14 protein-coding genes and 4 pseudogenes are annotated in these 15984 nt (G+C 60.4%); 5 read left to right on the forward strand and 13 right to left on the reverse strand.

Features of this window, described 5'->3' with window-relative positions:
• Positions 1-141: 141 nt before the first annotated feature.
• From C8D77_RS34390 to C8D77_RS34405, 4 genes are all read right to left on the reverse strand, one after another.
• The gene (locus C8D77_RS34390) at positions 142-825 is read right to left on the reverse strand and encodes a lytic transglycosylase domain-containing protein (protein ID WP_109671992.1); all 684 of its coding nucleotides are present in this window, start codon (positions 823-825) and stop codon (positions 142-144) included.
• Positions 813-1361, reverse strand: a complete 549-nt coding sequence (locus tag C8D77_RS34395) for a S26 family signal peptidase (protein WP_027056363.1) — start codon at positions 1359-1361, stop codon at positions 813-815. Before C8D77_RS34395 ends, C8D77_RS34390 begins: the two co-directional genes overlap by 13 nt.
• Positions 1358-1627, reverse strand: coding sequence for a helix-turn-helix transcriptional regulator (locus C8D77_RS34400; protein ID WP_069091175.1), 270 nt, complete (start codon positions 1625-1627; stop codon positions 1358-1360). The genes C8D77_RS34395 and C8D77_RS34400 overlap by 4 nt, the downstream gene beginning before the upstream one ends.
• A gap of 163 nt (positions 1628-1790) precedes the next feature.
• On the reverse strand, positions 1791-2114 hold the full coding sequence (locus C8D77_RS34405) for a DUF736 domain-containing protein (protein WP_006328923.1): 324 nt from the start codon (positions 2112-2114) through the stop codon (positions 1791-1793).
• A gap of 1438 nt (positions 2115-3552) precedes the next feature.
• Between C8D77_RS34405 and C8D77_RS34415 the strand changes: the two are divergent.
• Positions 3553-4128 (forward strand): annotated as a pseudogene (locus C8D77_RS34415) (RNA polymerase factor sigma-54).
• A gap of 56 nt (positions 4129-4184) precedes the next feature.
• Positions 4185-5411 (forward strand): MFS transporter, encoded by a 1227-nt coding sequence (locus C8D77_RS34420; protein ID WP_027056366.1) that lies wholly within the window; start codon positions 4185-4187, stop codon positions 5409-5411.
• A gap of 621 nt (positions 5412-6032) precedes the next feature.
• Here C8D77_RS34420 and C8D77_RS34425 read toward each other — a convergent pair.
• Positions 6033-6148 (reverse strand): annotated as a pseudogene (locus C8D77_RS34425) (nitrogen fixation protein NifQ); the annotation flags it as partial.
• Positions 6149-6258: 110 nt separating this feature from the next.
• On the reverse strand, positions 6259-7164 hold the full coding sequence (locus C8D77_RS34430) for a LysR family transcriptional regulator (RefSeq protein ID WP_027056367.1): 906 nt from the start codon (positions 7162-7164) through the stop codon (positions 6259-6261).
• Positions 7165-7207: 43 nt separating this feature from the next.
• On the opposite strand from C8D77_RS34430, the gene C8D77_RS38595 reads away from it, so the two are divergent.
• The gene (locus C8D77_RS38595; protein WP_272481108.1) at positions 7208-7363 is read left to right on the forward strand and encodes a GNAT family protein; all 156 of its coding nucleotides are present in this window, start codon (positions 7208-7210) and stop codon (positions 7361-7363) included.
• A gap of 35 nt (positions 7364-7398) precedes the next feature.
• Here the strand turns inward: C8D77_RS38595 and nolL are convergent, their stop codons facing one another.
• On the reverse strand, positions 7399-8520 hold the full coding sequence (nolL, locus tag C8D77_RS34440) for a nodulation factor fucose acetyltransferase NolL (RefSeq protein ID WP_109671997.1): 1122 nt from the start codon (positions 8518-8520) through the stop codon (positions 7399-7401).
• Between the two features lie 75 nt (positions 8521-8595).
• A pseudogene (locus C8D77_RS34445) lies at positions 8596-9024 on the reverse strand (GNAT family protein); the annotation flags it as partial.
• Positions 9025-9230: 206 nt separating this feature from the next.
• Between C8D77_RS34445 and C8D77_RS34450 the strand changes: the two are divergent.
• Positions 9231-10175: a LysR family transcriptional regulator gene (locus C8D77_RS34450; RefSeq protein ID WP_097574720.1), complete on the forward strand. Its 945-nt coding sequence runs from the start codon at positions 9231-9233 to the stop codon at positions 10173-10175.
• Positions 10176-10189: 14 nt separating this feature from the next.
• Here the strand turns inward: C8D77_RS34450 and C8D77_RS34455 are convergent, their stop codons facing one another.
• The 4 genes from C8D77_RS34455 to nodB all read right to left on the reverse strand — a co-directional run bounded on the left by C8D77_RS34455 (position 10190) and on the right by nodB (position 13740).
• Positions 10190-11035, reverse strand: coding sequence for a TIM barrel protein (locus C8D77_RS34455; RefSeq protein ID WP_027056371.1), 846 nt, complete (start codon positions 11033-11035; stop codon positions 10190-10192).
• A 262-nt stretch (positions 11036-11297) separates the two neighbouring features.
• Positions 11298-11948 (reverse strand): LysE family translocator, encoded by a 651-nt coding sequence (locus C8D77_RS34460; RefSeq protein WP_109672000.1) that lies wholly within the window; start codon positions 11946-11948, stop codon positions 11298-11300.
• 21 nt (positions 11949-11969) lie between these two features.
• The gene (locus C8D77_RS34465) at positions 11970-12593 is read right to left on the reverse strand and encodes an FMN-binding negative transcriptional regulator (protein WP_006328898.1); all 624 of its coding nucleotides are present in this window, start codon (positions 12591-12593) and stop codon (positions 11970-11972) included.
• Between the two features lie 487 nt (positions 12594-13080).
• The gene (gene nodB / locus C8D77_RS34470; RefSeq protein ID WP_107652895.1) at positions 13081-13740 is read right to left on the reverse strand and encodes a chitooligosaccharide deacetylase NodB; all 660 of its coding nucleotides are present in this window, start codon (positions 13738-13740) and stop codon (positions 13081-13083) included.
• A gap of 376 nt (positions 13741-14116) precedes the next feature.
• Between nodB and C8D77_RS34475 the strand changes: the two are divergent.
• Positions 14117-14226, forward strand: a pseudogene (locus C8D77_RS34475) (LysR family transcriptional regulator); the annotation flags it as partial.
• 22 nt (positions 14227-14248) lie between these two features.
• Here C8D77_RS34475 and pdxR read toward each other — a convergent pair.
• Positions 14249-15718: a MocR-like pyridoxine biosynthesis transcription factor PdxR gene (gene pdxR, locus C8D77_RS34480; RefSeq protein ID WP_109672003.1), complete on the reverse strand. Its 1470-nt coding sequence runs from the start codon at positions 15716-15718 to the stop codon at positions 14249-14251.
• Positions 15719-15984: the final 266 nt, after the last annotated feature.

Consider the following 15984-nt stretch of genomic DNA (forward strand, 5'->3'; position numbering starts at 1 on the left):
CTCCTGGCGCCGCCGGCAGCCTCCGGCAAAAACGATGTGCAGACAAAGGCCTCGCCGCCTCATGGAGGCGGTGCCTTTATCTTGCCTTACGCGCCCCTCGCCTTAAGCGTCCCCGGCCCCTCCCGGATGCCCTCAACAACGCTAGCCATTGTGCTTCCTTGGCCGCGCGCGATCCCTGCCGAGCGGCACGAAAAGGCCGCCATTCGTTTCACCGGCGCGAACACCGTCGCGAAGGAAGAACAAAGAGCGTCCGGAGGGAGCGTTCCGCCCCTTTGAAGTTGTGGATTGGCCTTTGAATTCGTTCATGTCGGCCGCCGAAATCCCCGTCGCCTCAAGCTGTTTCAGATAGGCAACGGTCTCTTTCGGCAGCGGCCTTCGAAGCTTCAAATGGCCTTGATAGCGCTCGGGTCCAGCGTTGTAGGCGGCAAACAGGCCGGGGAATCCGAAACGCTTATACATGGCGCTGAGATAGGCGGTTCCGGCCAAGATGTTGTCGCGCGGATCGTGCGGGTCGGCTCCCAGACCGTGCTCGACGCGCATCTCCTGATAGGTGCCGGGCATCACCTGCATGAGGCCCATGGCGCCGGCGCGGGAGGTGATGGGACGGCCATCGAGGACGGTCTTGCCGCGGCTTTCGGCATCGATGACGGCGCAAATCCAGGCCTGGGGAATGTGGAAGCGTGCGCTTGCTTCCGATACGAAGTGCTGCCATCGTTGCAGCTGCGGACTTTGGGAGATGACGGCTGGCTCAGCGCCGGTCGAGGCGGAACAGGCGCATGGCGCGACGGCGATCATGCCGAGCATCAGGAGGGTCATTCGGTCCATAGCGGCACCAGCCTCCCGATGATGTTTTCGGCCGGCACCGGCCCGAAATATCGACTGTCGAAGGAGTGATTTTTCTCGTTGCCGAGCAGGAAAACCTCGTCATGGGCGAGCGCTCGGCAGCCGTTCCACCAGGGCAGCGGACGGCCTTGCGTGTCGATTTTGAGCCGACGGGCGACGATCTCGCCGCCGATGATGATGGCATTACTAAAGGCGCAGACATGCTCGTCCGGCAGCGCGGCGAGACGCTTCACCAGCGGTATATTGCGAGGCAGATAGCCGCGTTGGTCGGCGAGATAGGCAACGAAGCCAGGCGGGCGGGCGAGCACAAGATCGCCGCGCGCAGGCGTGCCAGACCCAACGCGATAGAGACCGACCGGCGCGCTAGCCGAGGCGTTCCAGACCAGCAAGGGAGACGGCTTTGGGAGCGCCGTGAAGCCTGTCAGGCTCAGGCCAATCGCGGCGATGGCGATTGCCTTGCGCGCCCGAACGCGCCGCAAACGGCTGCCGATCAGATGGATGGAAGGCCGCCGGCTCATGAGCGGTCTCCCTCGTCGGCTGAGCCGGAACCGCCCTTGTCATCGTCGGAGCCAGGTTCTGGCGGGCGGCCTTTCGACCAGTCGTCGAGTTCGTCGATGTGGTAGCGGACATAGCGGCCGTGCTTGCGGTATTTCGGGCCGCCGCCGGTCAGCCGCATCTTTTCCAGGGTGCGCTGGGACAGGCCGATATAGAAGGCAGCCTGCGCGGTGTTCAGAAACGGACTGCCCTTCTTGGCGCGGGCCGCGCGGTCGTTTTCGTCGTCCATGATGGTCCTCGTTTCGCTTCGGACAAGCGACCCCGAGGATCGGCGAACGAGGTCGTCGTGGGGACGGGCGAAGAGTCGGGTGGGAGTTTTCGCCGCCCCTTCGGGCGAGCGTCGGCGGGAAACCCCCGCGCCGAGTTGCGGCGCGAGGGCTTGAGCCGGCCGGTCAGTCGGCCGGGTTCCAGATGACGGCGTAGGTGTCTTGATCGTCTTGGCCGGCGGCGCGGCCGAGATTGGCGTAGAGCTTGCGCGGACCGAACTCCGGTGCGGCGATGGACAAGCTCACATAGTCGTTGCCGGAAGTCTCCCCGGTTCGGATCCAGCCGGCGCCGACCTCCACGCCCTGCGTCAGCACCCGGAAGTCGGGATGGTTGTCGGCGGACTTGCTCCGATTGGGCACGATGTCGATGTCGGCGCGGACGCTGAGTGTCCTGAGCTGGCCTTTGTAGCTGCCGTTTTCCTGCTTGTTGACGTAACCGATCGCGGTCATTTTCCTGTCTCCTTTTGCTGTCGCCGGGGACCATTCCCCTGCGATGGCGGACCGTGATGGGCGCGTCCGGACCGCCCGAACCCGGCAGGGCCGCAGCGGCAGCGAAGGACCCGAGCGGGCAGCTTTTTTGAAGCGAAGCGGGCGCGAGGAAGCCGCGTCATGCGGCGGGGAAAAAAGCTGGTGGCGAGGGTTTCGGGCGGGCTGGAACCGCCCATAGGTCAATGAGCCAGCCGCAGGGGAATGGTCCTCAAGACGTGTGGGGACAGGTCGCGTGATCGGGTGAGCACAACAAACGATCGGAACGCGTGCGGCGGGTTCCGCACGCTCAACACCGTGCCGGATCGATAAATGTGCCCGTGCACCGGAAGCTCCAGCAGGCATCTCGGCGTGGTAATCGAGCACTGGCAAGGGCGAGCTTTGGCGGCCGGATATTGTTGCCGGAGGCGGGGTCCAAGGGACGGAACGTGCAGCCAACGCGCCCCGGAGAGGCGCCAACCCTCGGCTATCGACGAGCCGCCTCGGCATGGCGGACTCATTCGAGGGTAAACAGCGACCGGGTCTTGGTCGAAATCCGCATCAGCAGGTTCCCGTGGAGCGAAACCGATCGTCTAGGCGTGATCGAGGAACTCGACCACATTGATACCGATTGCCTTCGCGAGGTCCGCCTGGCTGAGACCAGACGCTTTCCTTTGATCGACGCGGACATGCCCGGGGTGATCGGCCAGCCGCCATCCGCTAAGGTTAGGTCGTTCCTAGCGGCGCGGCGGGCACAGCTGAGCCCGCGTCCGAAGTGACGAGGAAAGGGTATTGCTCCCCCGATTTCCGAAGAAGGCCACTGGTCGCAATTGCCCCTGTGGGCCGTGGCGATCTTTTGGTCGCGCTTGCGACATTCTTGTCAGCCTTCGGGACACAACAATGTTTTCGGATAGGCGCGCACGAGGGGGCAAATCAAGGAATCTCAATCATGCAAACGCCGTGACGCCCAGCCGGACTCGATCCTCACGGCGTGGAGACCGGCGCGCCGTGCTGAAGAGCTCGAAGGTGTCAAAGGCCTTCCTCGACAGGGGGAGCAGCAACAGCGCGATCGTAGGCGCGACGGCCGCGTCTTCGCAGATCGCAGCCTGCGCACGCAATTACACGTTAGAGACAAAGCCTTACGCGGTCGATGCCGGCGTGCGGCAATGCATCGGCTCGGCCCGTCCGGAACGGTTTTCGTCTTCCCTAGCCGGTGCGGAAGTTCTGACTACTCCGACAGTATAGCACCTTTGCGGTCCGGGTGACCAAGCGATTGTGCGGCGCGCGCCGTCTCGGTCAAGGCACGGCGCCCTGCTCAAGCCGACAGGGCTTCGGCAAAAGATAGTCCGATTCGGTGCCCCCAAATGAAATGGCATAGCGCTTGCTGTTATCCGTTAGAGCCCATCAAAGCACGTCGAAAGCGATGAACAGAACCCTGGCAAAAACGCGAAGTTCCATACCAGCGCCCAAGGAGACCGTGCACGTTTGCGCCGAACGTCCCCTCCAGACGTCCCTGCTCCGGTATCTGATTTGCGATGGCTGGTTCGAGACTGACGGAGCCGTGGCGCTCGCCCAATTGTCGCTTACCCGCCTCCGGCAGGAGGATGCCTTTTTGGAACACGGCGTCGACCAAGTGCGGCCTCTCGGTCTCAGGACTGTCGCCGACGCGATCAACGTGCATCAGGCGACGGTAATCCGGGTGACGTCGAACACATACATGCAGACCCCGCGCGAAGTGTTCGAACTGAAGTATTTTTTCACCGTCGCGAGCGCGTCCTCCCAAGGTGGCGACGCGCGGTCCCCCCGAAGCTGTCCGCCATCGGATCATGGCGACAATCGCCGACGAATCGCAAGATGACGTGCTTTCCGACGACGACATCGTCGTCCGGCCCAAGGAAAGGGCGATCGATTTGCACGCCGCACCGTCACAAAAAATCGCGAAGCGATGAACATCCCCTCGTCCGTGCAATGCCGCAGGGAATGGCGCTTCTGGCGTTAATGCGGGTCAACGCAGCCACCCGAGTTTACAGCACATCCAAACTGGAGACCCTGTTGATGACCGAATCCGCTACGGGCTTCATGGACGGAGTTCTGCATGACCCAGAACAGCCAGATCAACGGTCTGGTCCCGCATGGGGTGCAGTCATTTCGCTTGCCTTAGGCACCTTCGGGCTTGTGACGGCAGAGTTTCTGCCTGCCTCCGTGCTGACGCCGCTCGCACATGATCTCTCTATCACCGAGGGTGCAGTTGGACAGGCGCTGACAACGACCGCCATTGTGGGGGCGATCTCGGCGCCGACGATGGCCGTCATCACAAGGCCCCTGGACCGCAGGATTGTCATATGGGCGATGACGCTGCTGCTGATCCTGTCGAACGTTCTATCGGCCGTCGCGGGGTCGCTGCCGGTTCTCCTGGCCGCCCGCGTCGTGCTCGGCATAGCGCTCGGAGGGTTCTGGTCGATTTCGGCAGCGCTGGCGATGCGGCTCGTTCCAAGTCACCTCCTGCGGCGCGCCATGTCGATCATCCTCACCGGCGTTACCGGCGCTACCGTTTGCGCGGCTCCAATCGGCGCCTATGTCGGCGACATCTGGGGATGGCGAACCGCCTTCATGATCGCTGCAGTCGTCGGCGCCGTTACGCTGGTAGTGCAACTCATAACCATTCCGAGGCTGCCTCCGATTGGAGTGACGAGCTTCCGCAGTCTGCTGGATGTGGCCAAGAATCCGATGATCAAAGTCGCGATCTTGGTCGTCCTGTTGGTCGCTTCCGGGCATTTCGCCAGCTTCACCTATATCCGCGCCTTCCTTGAGAAGTTTCCCGCGCTTGATATCGAGACGATCTCGCTCGTGTTGCTCGCCTTTGGCATCGGCGGCTTCTTCGGCAATTTGGCCGGCGCATTCCTGGCCGAGCACAGCCTCAAGGCAGCCGCGGCGCTGCCGCCCCTGCTCATAGCGATGGCCACTGTCTCGCTGCTGACGCTGGGAGCATCGGCTTGGGCCACGGCGATTGCGGTTACCGTATGGGGCTTTGCCTTCGGCGCGGTGCCGGTGGGACTGCAGACATGGATGGTGCTGCACGCCGCTCCCGAACAGGCCGAAAGCGCCGGTGGGCTGATGGCCGCAACGTTCCAGGTGGCCATCGCAGCGGGCGCGATTTTCGGCGGACTGCTGATGGACAATGCCGGCGTCGCCAGTGCCCTTGCGTACAGCGCCGTTGCCTCGTTCCTCGCCGCCCTGACAGTGTTCTTGCTCGGCCCGAAGCGCGAACCTCAGACCACCTGACAGAGAGGCCATCAGTGCAGCGCGGGAAAGATGCAATCATCAGCCGCGCTGTGCGATCCTACGCACGATTTTTGGCGGTTGCAGGCCTCGTCTCCGGGTGATCGGACGCTGTTGTCCGGTCGATTTCGACCGGCGGGGGCGTTTCGAATGATGGTGCCGACGAGAGAAACTAAGAGAGTGCCGAACCGGACCGCCTCGCCGTCGACCGCTCTGGCACGGCGACAATGTCGCTGCAGTGTAGGTATAACCACCTGAATTTTGAAAGATCCTCCAACAGGCGAGAACACGCTACGTGGCCACACGGCCGCTGCTAACCGTCAGAGCGTGCGGTCTATGCAGCTTTGTCTTGCGGCGAGCATCGGGCGGATCGCGCGCCTGATCTCTTACATGAAGCTCGGGGCCGAATATGCCCCGCGGCTTCTGATTCGGCCCGAAATAGTAGGATCGTTCGGCGATATCGTAGTTGTATTCACCAACTGTGATCCAGCCGCGATTGAACGTCGACAGACCCGCGCGGCGGCTTTCCAGCGGCGGAATCTCAAGCGCCGCCTGCCCTTGGTAAGGCGGCTTACCGGAATTCGGCAGGACGACGAGATGAGTTATCTCACGCTCAGGATCCCCGCAATTCGGTGCGGCGCATGGCGAAAACCTTCAGCCTCGCACAGCTTGCGGTAAAAGTACTTCTTCCACTTCACGTTTTTGGTGTTGCCGGCTGCCAGCGTGGGGAAACACGTGGCACGCGTCATGCAAAATCATCGAATTTGCGTCAGACCCAATTTTACACGCCGGTTCGCACCCGTATGAGGCGCTGAGTAAATCGAGACTAAGACCAGGAGTGCCCGCGACTTCACATGCGGGATGCCTCCTGCAACATTATCTGCCGCATCCAGATGCTTGCCGGATCACTGTTGTGAAGGGTGGGCCATTGGACGGCCTCGGTGAACGTGGGTAGTGGCCGCGGAAGTTCGATGATCCGCAGGGGAAAGGTTTTTTTGAAATGCTGAACCAGCCGGAAGGGCATGGTCGCTATACGAGCTGTGCCTGAGACCATCGGCGGAATCATGCTAAAGGCCTGCACGACGATCTCGACACGTCTCTTGAGACCATGCTCAAGCAAAAACTGTTCCTCGATGGAGGGCATCTGGGCACCGCCGACCCTGAACGCAATGTGCTTCATCGATACGTATCTCTCGAATGTAAGCTGCCGTGGCAACTCCTTGTTCGTGGGGCAGCCCACGCACACGAATGTCTCGTCGAACAGCGCCGCTCTTGGATGGGCGCTTGACATGAAAAATTCCGGAAGAATCAGAAAATCGACGTCACCGCGCCGGAGAAGCTCATCGGGGTCGTGGTCGAGCGGCCGCAATTCGAAGCTGACGGCGGGTGCTTCGCGTGCAACCCGCTCCACGACCTTTTCAAAAAACACGAGTGTGGCGAAATCGGAAAGAATGATCCTGAAGCGGCGATCGGATTGAGCCGGATTAAACGGATCCCAAGAAATAATCGAGCATTGGATGTGCAAGAGTGCGCCACGAACTGCGGGAGCGAGTGTTTCCGCACGCGGGGTTAGAACACGTTCGCGGCCGCTCATCGTAAACAGTTCATCGTTGAAATAGTTGCGCAGCCGGGCGACGGCCGCGCTCATGGCCGGCTGACTAAGGTTGATGCTGCTTGCCGCCGCCGTGAGGTTGCGCGCGGTCAGCAGTGCGTCGAGCACGACGAGAAGGTTCAGATCAAGGCCTTTGAAACGCATGCCTCATCTGTCCGTAACGTGGTTGTTTGTCATCGTGACCATTATGGGCGCTCGTTTACGGTCCCACTCAGAGGTGTTGTGTCCCGACCTGCCGCCCGCGCGCGTGGAGGACGTGCTCGTCGTAGTTATGGGGATAGCGCGGCCGATGAGCGAATGGCCGACCGGTACAACAGTCGATCGGATAGGTCCGGAGCTATGAAACATGTCGATTACAGATGCGAATTTTTCACGTGGCTAATTGATTACAGATTGAGATTTGAGCGGACTTGGGTGCGGCGGCGCTCCGACAACGATCCGCGACACATATCCGAGGTTGCGCGCAATACTGCGAATTGCCATCGCTATGACGACAATCGCCACTCCAAGCACAGTTGCGAAGGCGATTCTGGTCGTGAGATTCCAGACTTCTCCAAACTGTATCAAATCCATGAGGCGAAACACGGCACCCTGGACCAGGTAAAGCAGCAGCGTGCTCTGACCAAGCTGCACCGCGACAAAGCGAGCTACTCTAGTCGAATAGACAAGTCTCCAGCATTGGAACATAGACTGCATTGCTACCGCAGAAGCCGCCAAAGAGCCAGAGAACATCAGAAAAACTCGTTTAGCTGACTGTTCATCATGAATTAAAACGAGATTGTTGTAGGCATAAGTCTCCTTGCCCCATCCGAGGAAGCATATGAAAGCCGCTATCGAAAATAAGACAACAAAAATCGATTTGTAACGCCAGATGACACCATTCTGCCATCCGATCGGCTGGGCAAACAGGAACCCTAAACAATAAAATGGGTAAGTGTATTTTAACAACGGGGTTATTGATAACGTGATGGGTGCGAATGCGACCGCAATTGCAGATGCGCTTATGATCCACATCGATAGACGGTTGAACGTTGTAAGAACTCTAATCAGAATGAACGAAATAAATGCGGCCCATATGAACCAGTAAGTTCCAATAACTTCCGTCAACAAATCTAACAGAGTATCAGTCAAACTCTTCGTAGGAAAAATAACTGCGGACTTTAACGTCCAAATCAACGTACACCAAAATAGCATTGGCAGTAGTAGCTGCATTGCCCGCTCACCGACACCCTGGGTGAACGATTTTCGCAAAATTGCCCCAGAAGAAAGGTATCCGCTTATCGCCATAAATAGAGGCATATGAAACATGTAGATCGACTTGAAATACGGCGACAGCCAGAAAGCGTCGGTGCCCTGGTAGATTAAATATTGTAACAAGTGCCCAATTATCACCAAAGTAATGAGTATGCCTTTGGCGAAATCAAAGCTTAGGTCTCGGTTGTTTGTCCCTGCTGGGCACGAGCCGCGTCCCTTCGCTCCGGCTCTTATGTGATCAAGCATCAGACTCCAGCCTATCTGTTGCAGTTGCTACTTGCCGTTTCTGGGCACGGCGAGCGCGGTGCAAAGGATCGAAAATCACGCGGATCGCGGCGTGGTATGGAGGGCCGATTGGCTGCAACCGAGCGGACAAAATCCCAGTGCCTGATCGCAAACCTCGAGCGCATTGGCGGTCGCATGTGTGGCGATGCGAACGCCCGGCACTATGGTCGTCTGGCCGTCTCTGCAGAACCTCTCGAGATGGTTTCGCAACGGGTGCCGAACCATGCCAAAAGCGAATGGAATGCCACGCTGCTGCAGCACCGGCCGCATGATGCGGATAGAATGACTCATTCCGAGTCTCTCAAGATCCGGATGCATCCTGTACGATCCGAGCTCGCCTACCAAGAAATCAACCTCGCCAACCGTGAAGAAATGGCGCAGCAGGTCCGAGTGAGCTGCTACGCCGTGCACATCAGAGCCGATTGCGCGAACCTTCGGCCCTGCACCGGCCCAGCTACAACCGCCTGAAAGCCCCTGTCGCCCATAGGCCTTTTGGAAGAAGGCGGAGAGTTCGACATGATCGGCTACTTACAAGTCATTTCCCGGCACACGCTGCAGAAGCAGTGGCGTGATCGGGCGCATGTCAAGTGCGGTCATCTATGCAGCGCCCTGGAAGTTTGGTAAAATCGATTGTTTAGATCGCGAGCATCCACGCTATGGATAAGTGAAAGATGCGCTTCAAGGGCCTTGATCTGAACCTTCTCGTCGTGCTCGACGCACTGCTGACCGAGCGGACCCTCACGGCGGCGGCAAGCAGCATCAACCTTAGTCAGCCGGCCATGAGCGCGGCCGTCGCCCGGCTGCGCGACTATTTCAACGATGAACTGTTTACGACGAGCGGCCGCGAACGTGTTCTAACCCCGCGTGCGGAAACACTCGCCCCCGCGGTTCGCAGCGCACTGCTGAACATCCAGTGCTCGATTATCTCTTGGGATCCGTTTAATCCGGCTCAATCCGATCGCCGTTTCAGGATCATTCTTTCCGATTTCGCCACACTCGTGTTTTTTGAAAAGGTCGTGGAGCGGGTTGCACGCGAAGCACCCGCCGTCAGCTTCGAATTGTTGCCTATCGACGACGACCCCGATGAGCTTCTCCGGCGCGGTGACGTCGATTTTCTGATTTTTCCAGAATTGTTCATGTCAAGCGCCCATCCAAGAGCGGCGCTGTTCGACGAGACGCTCGTGTGCGTGGGCTGCTCCACGAACAAGCAGCTGCCACGGCAGCTTACATTCGAGAGATACATGTCGATGAGGCACGTTGCGGTCAAGTTCGGGCGGACGCTGAAGCCCTCAATCGAGGAACGGTTTTTTCTTGAGCATGGTCTCAAGAGACGTGTCGAGATCGTTGTGCAGGCCTTTAGCATGATCCCGCCGATGGTCTCAGGCACAGCTCGTATAGCGACCATGCCCTTCCGGCTGGTTCAGCATTTCAAAAAAACCTTCCCCCTGCGGATCATCGACCTTCCGCTGCCACTACCCACGTTCACCGAGGCCCTTCAATGGCCCGCCCTTCACAACAGTGATCCGGCAAGCATCTGGCTGCGAGAGATATTGCTACAGGAGGCGTCTCGAATGACTTCTCCGGGGGACGCCAAAAGGCGCCCCAGGCAGCCCTAATTTACTCCCGCGTCTCACGCCGGCACTCGCGTCAATAGCCCGTGTCGGAAGAGAGCGATGCTCGCGGCAAGTGCGCCTGCGAGGTCGTCCAGCGGGTGGGCTGCGTCGACAAACGGTGCGAATGAGAAGGGCCCCCCATAGCCGCCATCAAGCAGCGCCCGGATCTGGCTGCCATTGTCGGAACCGACTAGGACGCGATCCGGGTAAATCCAGTGGATCGGATCGTTCACGCTTGAAATGTGGACGAGACCGGTCAGCTCGGAGGAGAAGAACGTCTCCCCGGCAAGCGTGTGGTGGAACGTGTCGTGCACGAGGCGGAAGACGGATTGGCCATCAATGGCGGCAATGGCCTTAGCCGCTTCGTTCTTCGATCGAAGCGAGCAGGTCCGGAAGCCCAGCGGCTCGATGAGACCGATCAGACCGCGCGACTGGAGGATCGGCTTGAGCGCCTTCAAGGCGACGCGGAGATCGCCGCGGCGCTCGACATTGGCGGGCCAGGAGCCGTCGTTGACCGGCACCAGCATGAGCGTCTTGGCTCCGCAGGCCGCTGCATAATCGGCGAGCTTGCTCGCCTCGGCCCTGCGGGCGGGGGTCCACTCATTGAAGCGCTGGAGGGCATTGACGGAAATAATCCCAACGCCTGTGTCGGCGGCCGCAGACCGGACGTCCGCCGCCGGCATGCCGCGTGCAATAGCATTGCTGCCCGGTTGGCTGCGGATCTGGACATCGGTTAGGCCCTGGTCGCGGGCAAAAGCGAAAAGTGCCCTGACGTCAAGTCCGGGCGTCGCCAAATAATCGAGTGCAAAGCGGGGCGATGCTTGGCGCATGGCTTGGCTTTCCTTCCATGAAACGGGCGTCATTCTCGGCTGACTGGCTTCTACCGTGCGTTGATTCGCGAGGGCCGAAATGATGGGCATGAGCGAGGCGAGGCAGTCGTACTCACGTTTCTCTCACGCTATGTTTTTCTCTCATTTATGAGCCGACGTTCACCCAAACGGCGGTGCCGCGCCTCCTGAGACATGGCTTGAATAGGTGCAATGACCGAACTGGCTCGCAGCCATCCAACTGCTTCCGCAAGGTACCCGCCAACCCTGAAAGATGCCCAACCGATCAGATTCAAACTCAAGCAGCAGGGTGTTTCGCCAGAGCGAGGCAGACGCCCAGCGCGATCATCGCGCCGCCTGACGCCTCCCTCAGGCGGCGGATCAACCCGGGACGCGCTGCCGCGCCGTCTTGAATGCCGCTGGCCACGACGGCAACCACGATGTCGGCGAGCGTGTTGAGCGCAATGGACACGGAGCCAAGCACCACGAATTGCAGAGCTATGAGCCCTGCGCTCGGATTCGCGAACTGCGGAATGAAGGCGAGGAAGAAGATTGCCGTCTTCGGGTTGAGCGCCTCGACCAGTACCCCTTCACGAAACGCCCGCCGGGGTCCGACTGGACCCACTGCGGCGCCGTCATCGCCGCCAGTCGCTCCCTTGAGGCGGGCGGCTTGAAAGGTGCGAAAGCCGAGCCAGACGAGGTAGACCGCGCCGAACAGCTTTAATGCGGAGAACAGTTCCGAGCTTTCGAGCACGATCGCGGAAACACCTAAGCTTGCGGCGAGGACGTGGATCATGCCCCCCAACCCCGTGCCGAAGCTAGAAGCGATACCTTCCCGACGACCACCGGCGAGCGTGCGCGCGGCAACGTAGAAGATGCCCGGACCGGGGGTGATGGCGAGCACGGAGGCCGCGGCGAGGTACAGGGCGAATGGGGTCAGTTCTGGCATGATGGTCGATTCCGACGAAGATTATTTTGGGATGAGAGCGGCGACGTCGCGGTCAGATGCCCGCTCGCTCGCCGCAAGGCCCGCCGCCACGCCAGCGCGGTCGGCCGCGTTCCGGTTCTGGCTCATTTTGCGCTTGCCCTCCAGCCTCGTGATTGGCATGCGCAGGCCGACGATTCCCCGGAGTTGCGCCTGTACAAAATCCGGCGGCGCGTCCGACACGGCCCAAGGCGAGGCGCGCTCGCCCTCGTGGTGGTCGGTCAGCCGATTCACGACGTCCAGCAGTCTTCCCGCATCCTCGAAGAACTCGACCGGGCCATAGGCGTGGACGGCGACGTAATTCCAGGTCGGGACGACCTTCCCGGTTTCCCGCTTGGTCGCATACCATGCCGGCGTCACGTAAGCGTCCGGCCCCATGAAGATGGCCAAGCCGTCGCCCAGCGGCGGAACACGGCACTGGGGATTGGCCTTCGCCAGGTGCCCGTAGATCACGCCGTGCTCGCCCTCGCTTTCGTCAAGGAAGAGGGGCAGTGGCGTTGCGAGCGGCCCTTCCGCCGTGACGGTAACGAAGTTCGCCAGCAGCGCCGCGCGAATGGTCGCGCGCAGGCATTCCTTGTCGTCGTCGCGGAAAGCGGGAGGGATGTACATCGCGAAACTCCTTGCGTTACCAAGTCAGGTATCGGCAAGCTGGCCCGTTGGAAACAGCCAGTCAGAAGCTATTTAGGTAGTCCAGTTGGTGAAAGATGGCATCGCGCGCCGGATCAGAGCACCGGAATCCCCGGTGCCGGTCACGGTATGCGAATTGCTTGCCAAACCTTTTGGACGCAGCCAGCGATCCCGCAGGGTCGCGCTATGTGAGCCTGCGGCAAGCCCAATGAAATCGATCCAACGCGAAGTGGACCATACATTCAAACAATCGTCGAAGAGTGAACCTACCGGCGGTGCTGGGCCATGCCGAGAGCGTGCGCGGGTCCTCATCGTAGCAGGTGACAACAGACGTCTAGGCTTAGCCAACTGTCGGAGCCGACCAGTTCGTCCGATGTGCTTGTTCGCAGGGCGTAAACGGCCTGTAAGCCTTCATAAGCGAGACCACACAGGTACTGGCTGGGAAAGCAGGTCCATGCGATCTCGCATTTCAGTGATGTTCTGGAAGCGAGCGAATTTCATATCCGCAGGCATCTAATGCAGGAATCAGATTGGACAGCGCCATAACGGTCTGGTTGCGCAGACTGGCTTGAGTGCTCCGTGTCGACTCGTCGGGAGGGCATCCGTCGTGCAAGAGCACGATTGCGCCGGGGCGTACCGAGGCGAGCACTGCATCGACGATCGCGTCGGTGCCGGGGCGCGACCAGTCTCTTGGGTCGATCGACCAATGAAGGGCCGCGAGCCCCGCGATCTCTGAGGCAGTGAACACTTCTTCGCTCCAGGCGCCGTATGGCGCGCGAATGTAGCGGATCGAGGCCTGCGGGCATGCCAGCATGATGGCCTGGTTCGCCTCAAATACCTCACGTTGCACTTCGCCCAAACCGCATTTGGACAGGTCCGGATGAGACATCGTGTGGTTGCCTACCTCATGCCCTTCTGCGATCATTCGTTGGATGAGATCCGGATGCTCTGCGGCGTAAGCACCAATGACGAAGAATGTCGCTGGCACCCGATTTTGCGCCAGCACATCGAGTATCTGTGGTGTGAAACATGGATTGGGACCGTCGTCAAACGTCAGATAAACGCTTCGACGCCCGGTGCCGTCAGCGCATTCACTCTGCGCCTCCCATCTGTCATCGAGACGTCTCATAGCTGCGAACCCTTGCGGTCAATTGTTGTACCGGTCGGCCATTCGCAATCGGCATAACCCCGATCCTTGAGGTAGGGGCCTACGCTATCGGGGGGAGCTTGTCGCGAAGAGCCGACGCGATGCAGCTTGCGCCGATCACCGATGTACCTGGTCGAAAAGGGGATCGGCTCGCTCGATGTTCGGTGCAGACCAGGAGGGACACACCAGAAAATGCTCCTCGGAGCCAACGCATGCATCGACAATCTCCTTAGGGCTGCATCCTTGAATTCTTCCTATGGGACGTTCTGTCGAATCGGCAAAATCGATTGTTTCGATGACAAGCATCCACGTTGCGGATAGATGAGACAAAGGCTTGGATCGCGCGCAACCTCACGGCGGCAGCAGCATCAACCTTAGTCAGCCGGCCATGAGCGCGGCAGTCGCCCGGCCGCGCGACTATTCAACGATGAACTGTTTATGATGAGCGGCCGCGAATGCGTTCTAACCCGCGTGCGGAACCGTCAGCGTCTCAGAGTCGAGCGACGACGTCCCGCAGCATCTCGACGCCTTTTTCGATCTGCCGGATGCTCAGGGCGGAATAGCCCATGACAAGCCCGACGCGGTCGGCTTCGCCTGCTCCCGACTGCCTATGATAAAGCGGCGAAATCGGGTGCAGACCGAGACCGGCGTATTGGGCAGCTTCGACCAACGCCGTTTCACGCGATCGCGGCAGGTCGTTGAACCATATGACGACGTGCAGTCCAGCCTCTGCCCCCTGGACGGCGATCCGACCTTGAAAACTCCGCTTCAGGGCGGTCAGCAATGCCTCCCGGCGCTCGCCGTTGATGCGGCGCACGCGGCGCACATGGCTTTCATAGCCACCGCTCTCGATCAGAGAGGCCAATGACTCCTGCCCCGCCATCGGAGAATGCCGGTCGGCAAGCTGCTTGGCGGTTTCGAAAACCTGCAGGAATTCCGCCGGGACGACGAGATAACCGATCCGCAGCATCGGCGAGAGCGTCTTGGAGATGGTGCCGAGGTAGATGACGGCCCCATGATCCTCGAGGGTATGCAGCGGGGGAACGGGGCTGATATCGTAGCGATATTCGCTGTCGTAGTCGTCTTCGATGACATAGGCGCCCTGCTCCCGCGCCCATTCCAGAAGCTGATGCCGCCGCGGGATCGGCATGACGCCGCCGAGCGGAAACTGATGCGAGGGCGTCACATAGGCCAGCCGGGCCGCGACCCCCGCCAGTTGCTCCGTTTGCATGCCGTGATCGTCAACCTCGACGGGAACGGGCGTGGCACCTGTACTGGCAAAGACCTGGCGCGCCATCCTGTAGCAGGGGTCCTCGATGACGAAGCTGTCCCCGGGGTCGAGCAGCAGGCGCGCGCAGAGATCGAGGCCCTGCTGCGAACCATTGACGATGACGATCTGCTCGGGGTCGCAGCGCACAGTACGGGCGCGCCAGAGATAGCCCTGAAGCGCTTGGCGGAGCCGGCTCGAACCGCACGGATCGTCATAGGCGAGCCGTGCCGGCCGCTGCGCCATCGCCGCGTTCATCGCGCGCTTCCAAACCGATGCGGGGAAATCTGAGGGCGCCAGGACGCCATAGCGGAAATCAACCTTCAGCGTGTTCGGCAGGTAATCCGGCCAGCGCGGAGTACCACGCAGCCGTTCGCCATAGCTTGACAAGTGAACCGGGCCGAACCGTTTTGGGGGATTGGCGGTCAGCTCATGTCCCAGCAGTGAGGATGCGACACGAGGGCGCGCGCCTTGACGGATGTCGATGAAACCTTCCGCGGCCAGCTGCTCGTAGGCGACGGTGACGGTCGTTCGCGAGACTCCAAGTTCCTCGGCGAGACCACGGGAGGACGGCAGCTGGCTGCCGGTGCCGTAAACGCCTCTGAGGATCTGCTCGCGAAGCGCTTCGTAGATCTGGCGCGCGCCCATGCCATGCGAGCGGGTTGAAGCACCGGGACCTGGAGACTGGACCATTTCTTTTCCTGCCAACTGGACATTCCATATCAACCAGTTTGCAGCCACTCCTTCCGAAAGCCAAGAGCACGTCTGAAGCCGATGCCCGAGACCGCAATCCAAGACCGGAAAGTGGCACATCTGCGAACGATGCCAAATTCGGCTTCGCTACCCGCGCCATCCATCACGGCTACGATCCGGCTGGTTTTCCCAATGCCGGTCAACCACGCGTCTTCCTGAGCTCGACCTACGATCGAAAGTGTTGCGGCGAATGAGGCCGCCGCCTT

The organism is Mesorhizobium loti (genome assembly GCF_003148495.1).
GTDB lineage: Bacteria > Pseudomonadota > Alphaproteobacteria > Rhizobiales > Rhizobiaceae > Mesorhizobium > Mesorhizobium loti.

Excerpts from the sequence above, each read along its gene's own strand:
- C8D77_RS38595 (WP_272481108.1), top strand. The coding sequence starts at position 7,208 with ATGGGCGCTCGTTTACGGTCCCACTCAGAGGTGTTGTGTCCCGACCTG.
- C8D77_RS34400 (WP_069091175.1), bottom strand. The coding sequence starts at position 1,627 with ATGGACGACGAAAACGACCGCGCGGCCCGCGCCAAGAAGGGCAGTCCG.
- C8D77_RS34455 (WP_027056371.1), bottom strand. The coding sequence starts at position 11,035 with ATGACGCCCGTTTCATGGAAGGAAAGCCAAGCCATGCGCCAAGCATCG.
- C8D77_RS34405 (WP_006328923.1), bottom strand. The coding sequence starts at position 2,114 with ATGACCGCGATCGGTTACGTCAACAAGCAGGAAAACGGCAGCTACAAA.
- nolL (WP_109671997.1), bottom strand. The coding sequence starts at position 8,520 with ATGCTTGATCACATAAGAGCCGGAGCGAAGGGACGCGGCTCGTGCCCA.
- C8D77_RS34460 (WP_109672000.1), bottom strand. The coding sequence starts at position 11,948 with ATGCCAGAACTGACCCCATTCGCCCTGTACCTCGCCGCGGCCTCCGTG.
- C8D77_RS34450 (WP_097574720.1), top strand. The coding sequence starts at position 9,231 with ATGCGCTTCAAGGGCCTTGATCTGAACCTTCTCGTCGTGCTCGACGCA.
- C8D77_RS34395 (WP_027056363.1), bottom strand. The coding sequence starts at position 1,361 with ATGAGCCGGCGGCCTTCCATCCATCTGATCGGCAGCCGTTTGCGGCGC.
- pdxR (WP_109672003.1), bottom strand. The coding sequence starts at position 15,718 with ATGGTCCAGTCTCCAGGTCCCGGTGCTTCAACCCGCTCGCATGGCATG.
- C8D77_RS34420 (WP_027056366.1), top strand. The coding sequence starts at position 4,185 with ATGACCGAATCCGCTACGGGCTTCATGGACGGAGTTCTGCATGACCCA.
- C8D77_RS34465 (WP_006328898.1), bottom strand. The coding sequence starts at position 12,593 with ATGTACATCCCTCCCGCTTTCCGCGACGACGACAAGGAATGCCTGCGC.
- C8D77_RS34430 (WP_027056367.1), bottom strand. The coding sequence starts at position 7,164 with ATGCGTTTCAAAGGCCTTGATCTGAACCTTCTCGTCGTGCTCGACGCA.
- C8D77_RS34390 (WP_109671992.1), bottom strand. The coding sequence starts at position 825 with ATGGACCGAATGACCCTCCTGATGCTCGGCATGATCGCCGTCGCGCCA.
- nodB (WP_107652895.1), bottom strand. The coding sequence starts at position 13,740 with ATGAGACGTCTCGATGACAGATGGGAGGCGCAGAGTGAATGCGCTGAC.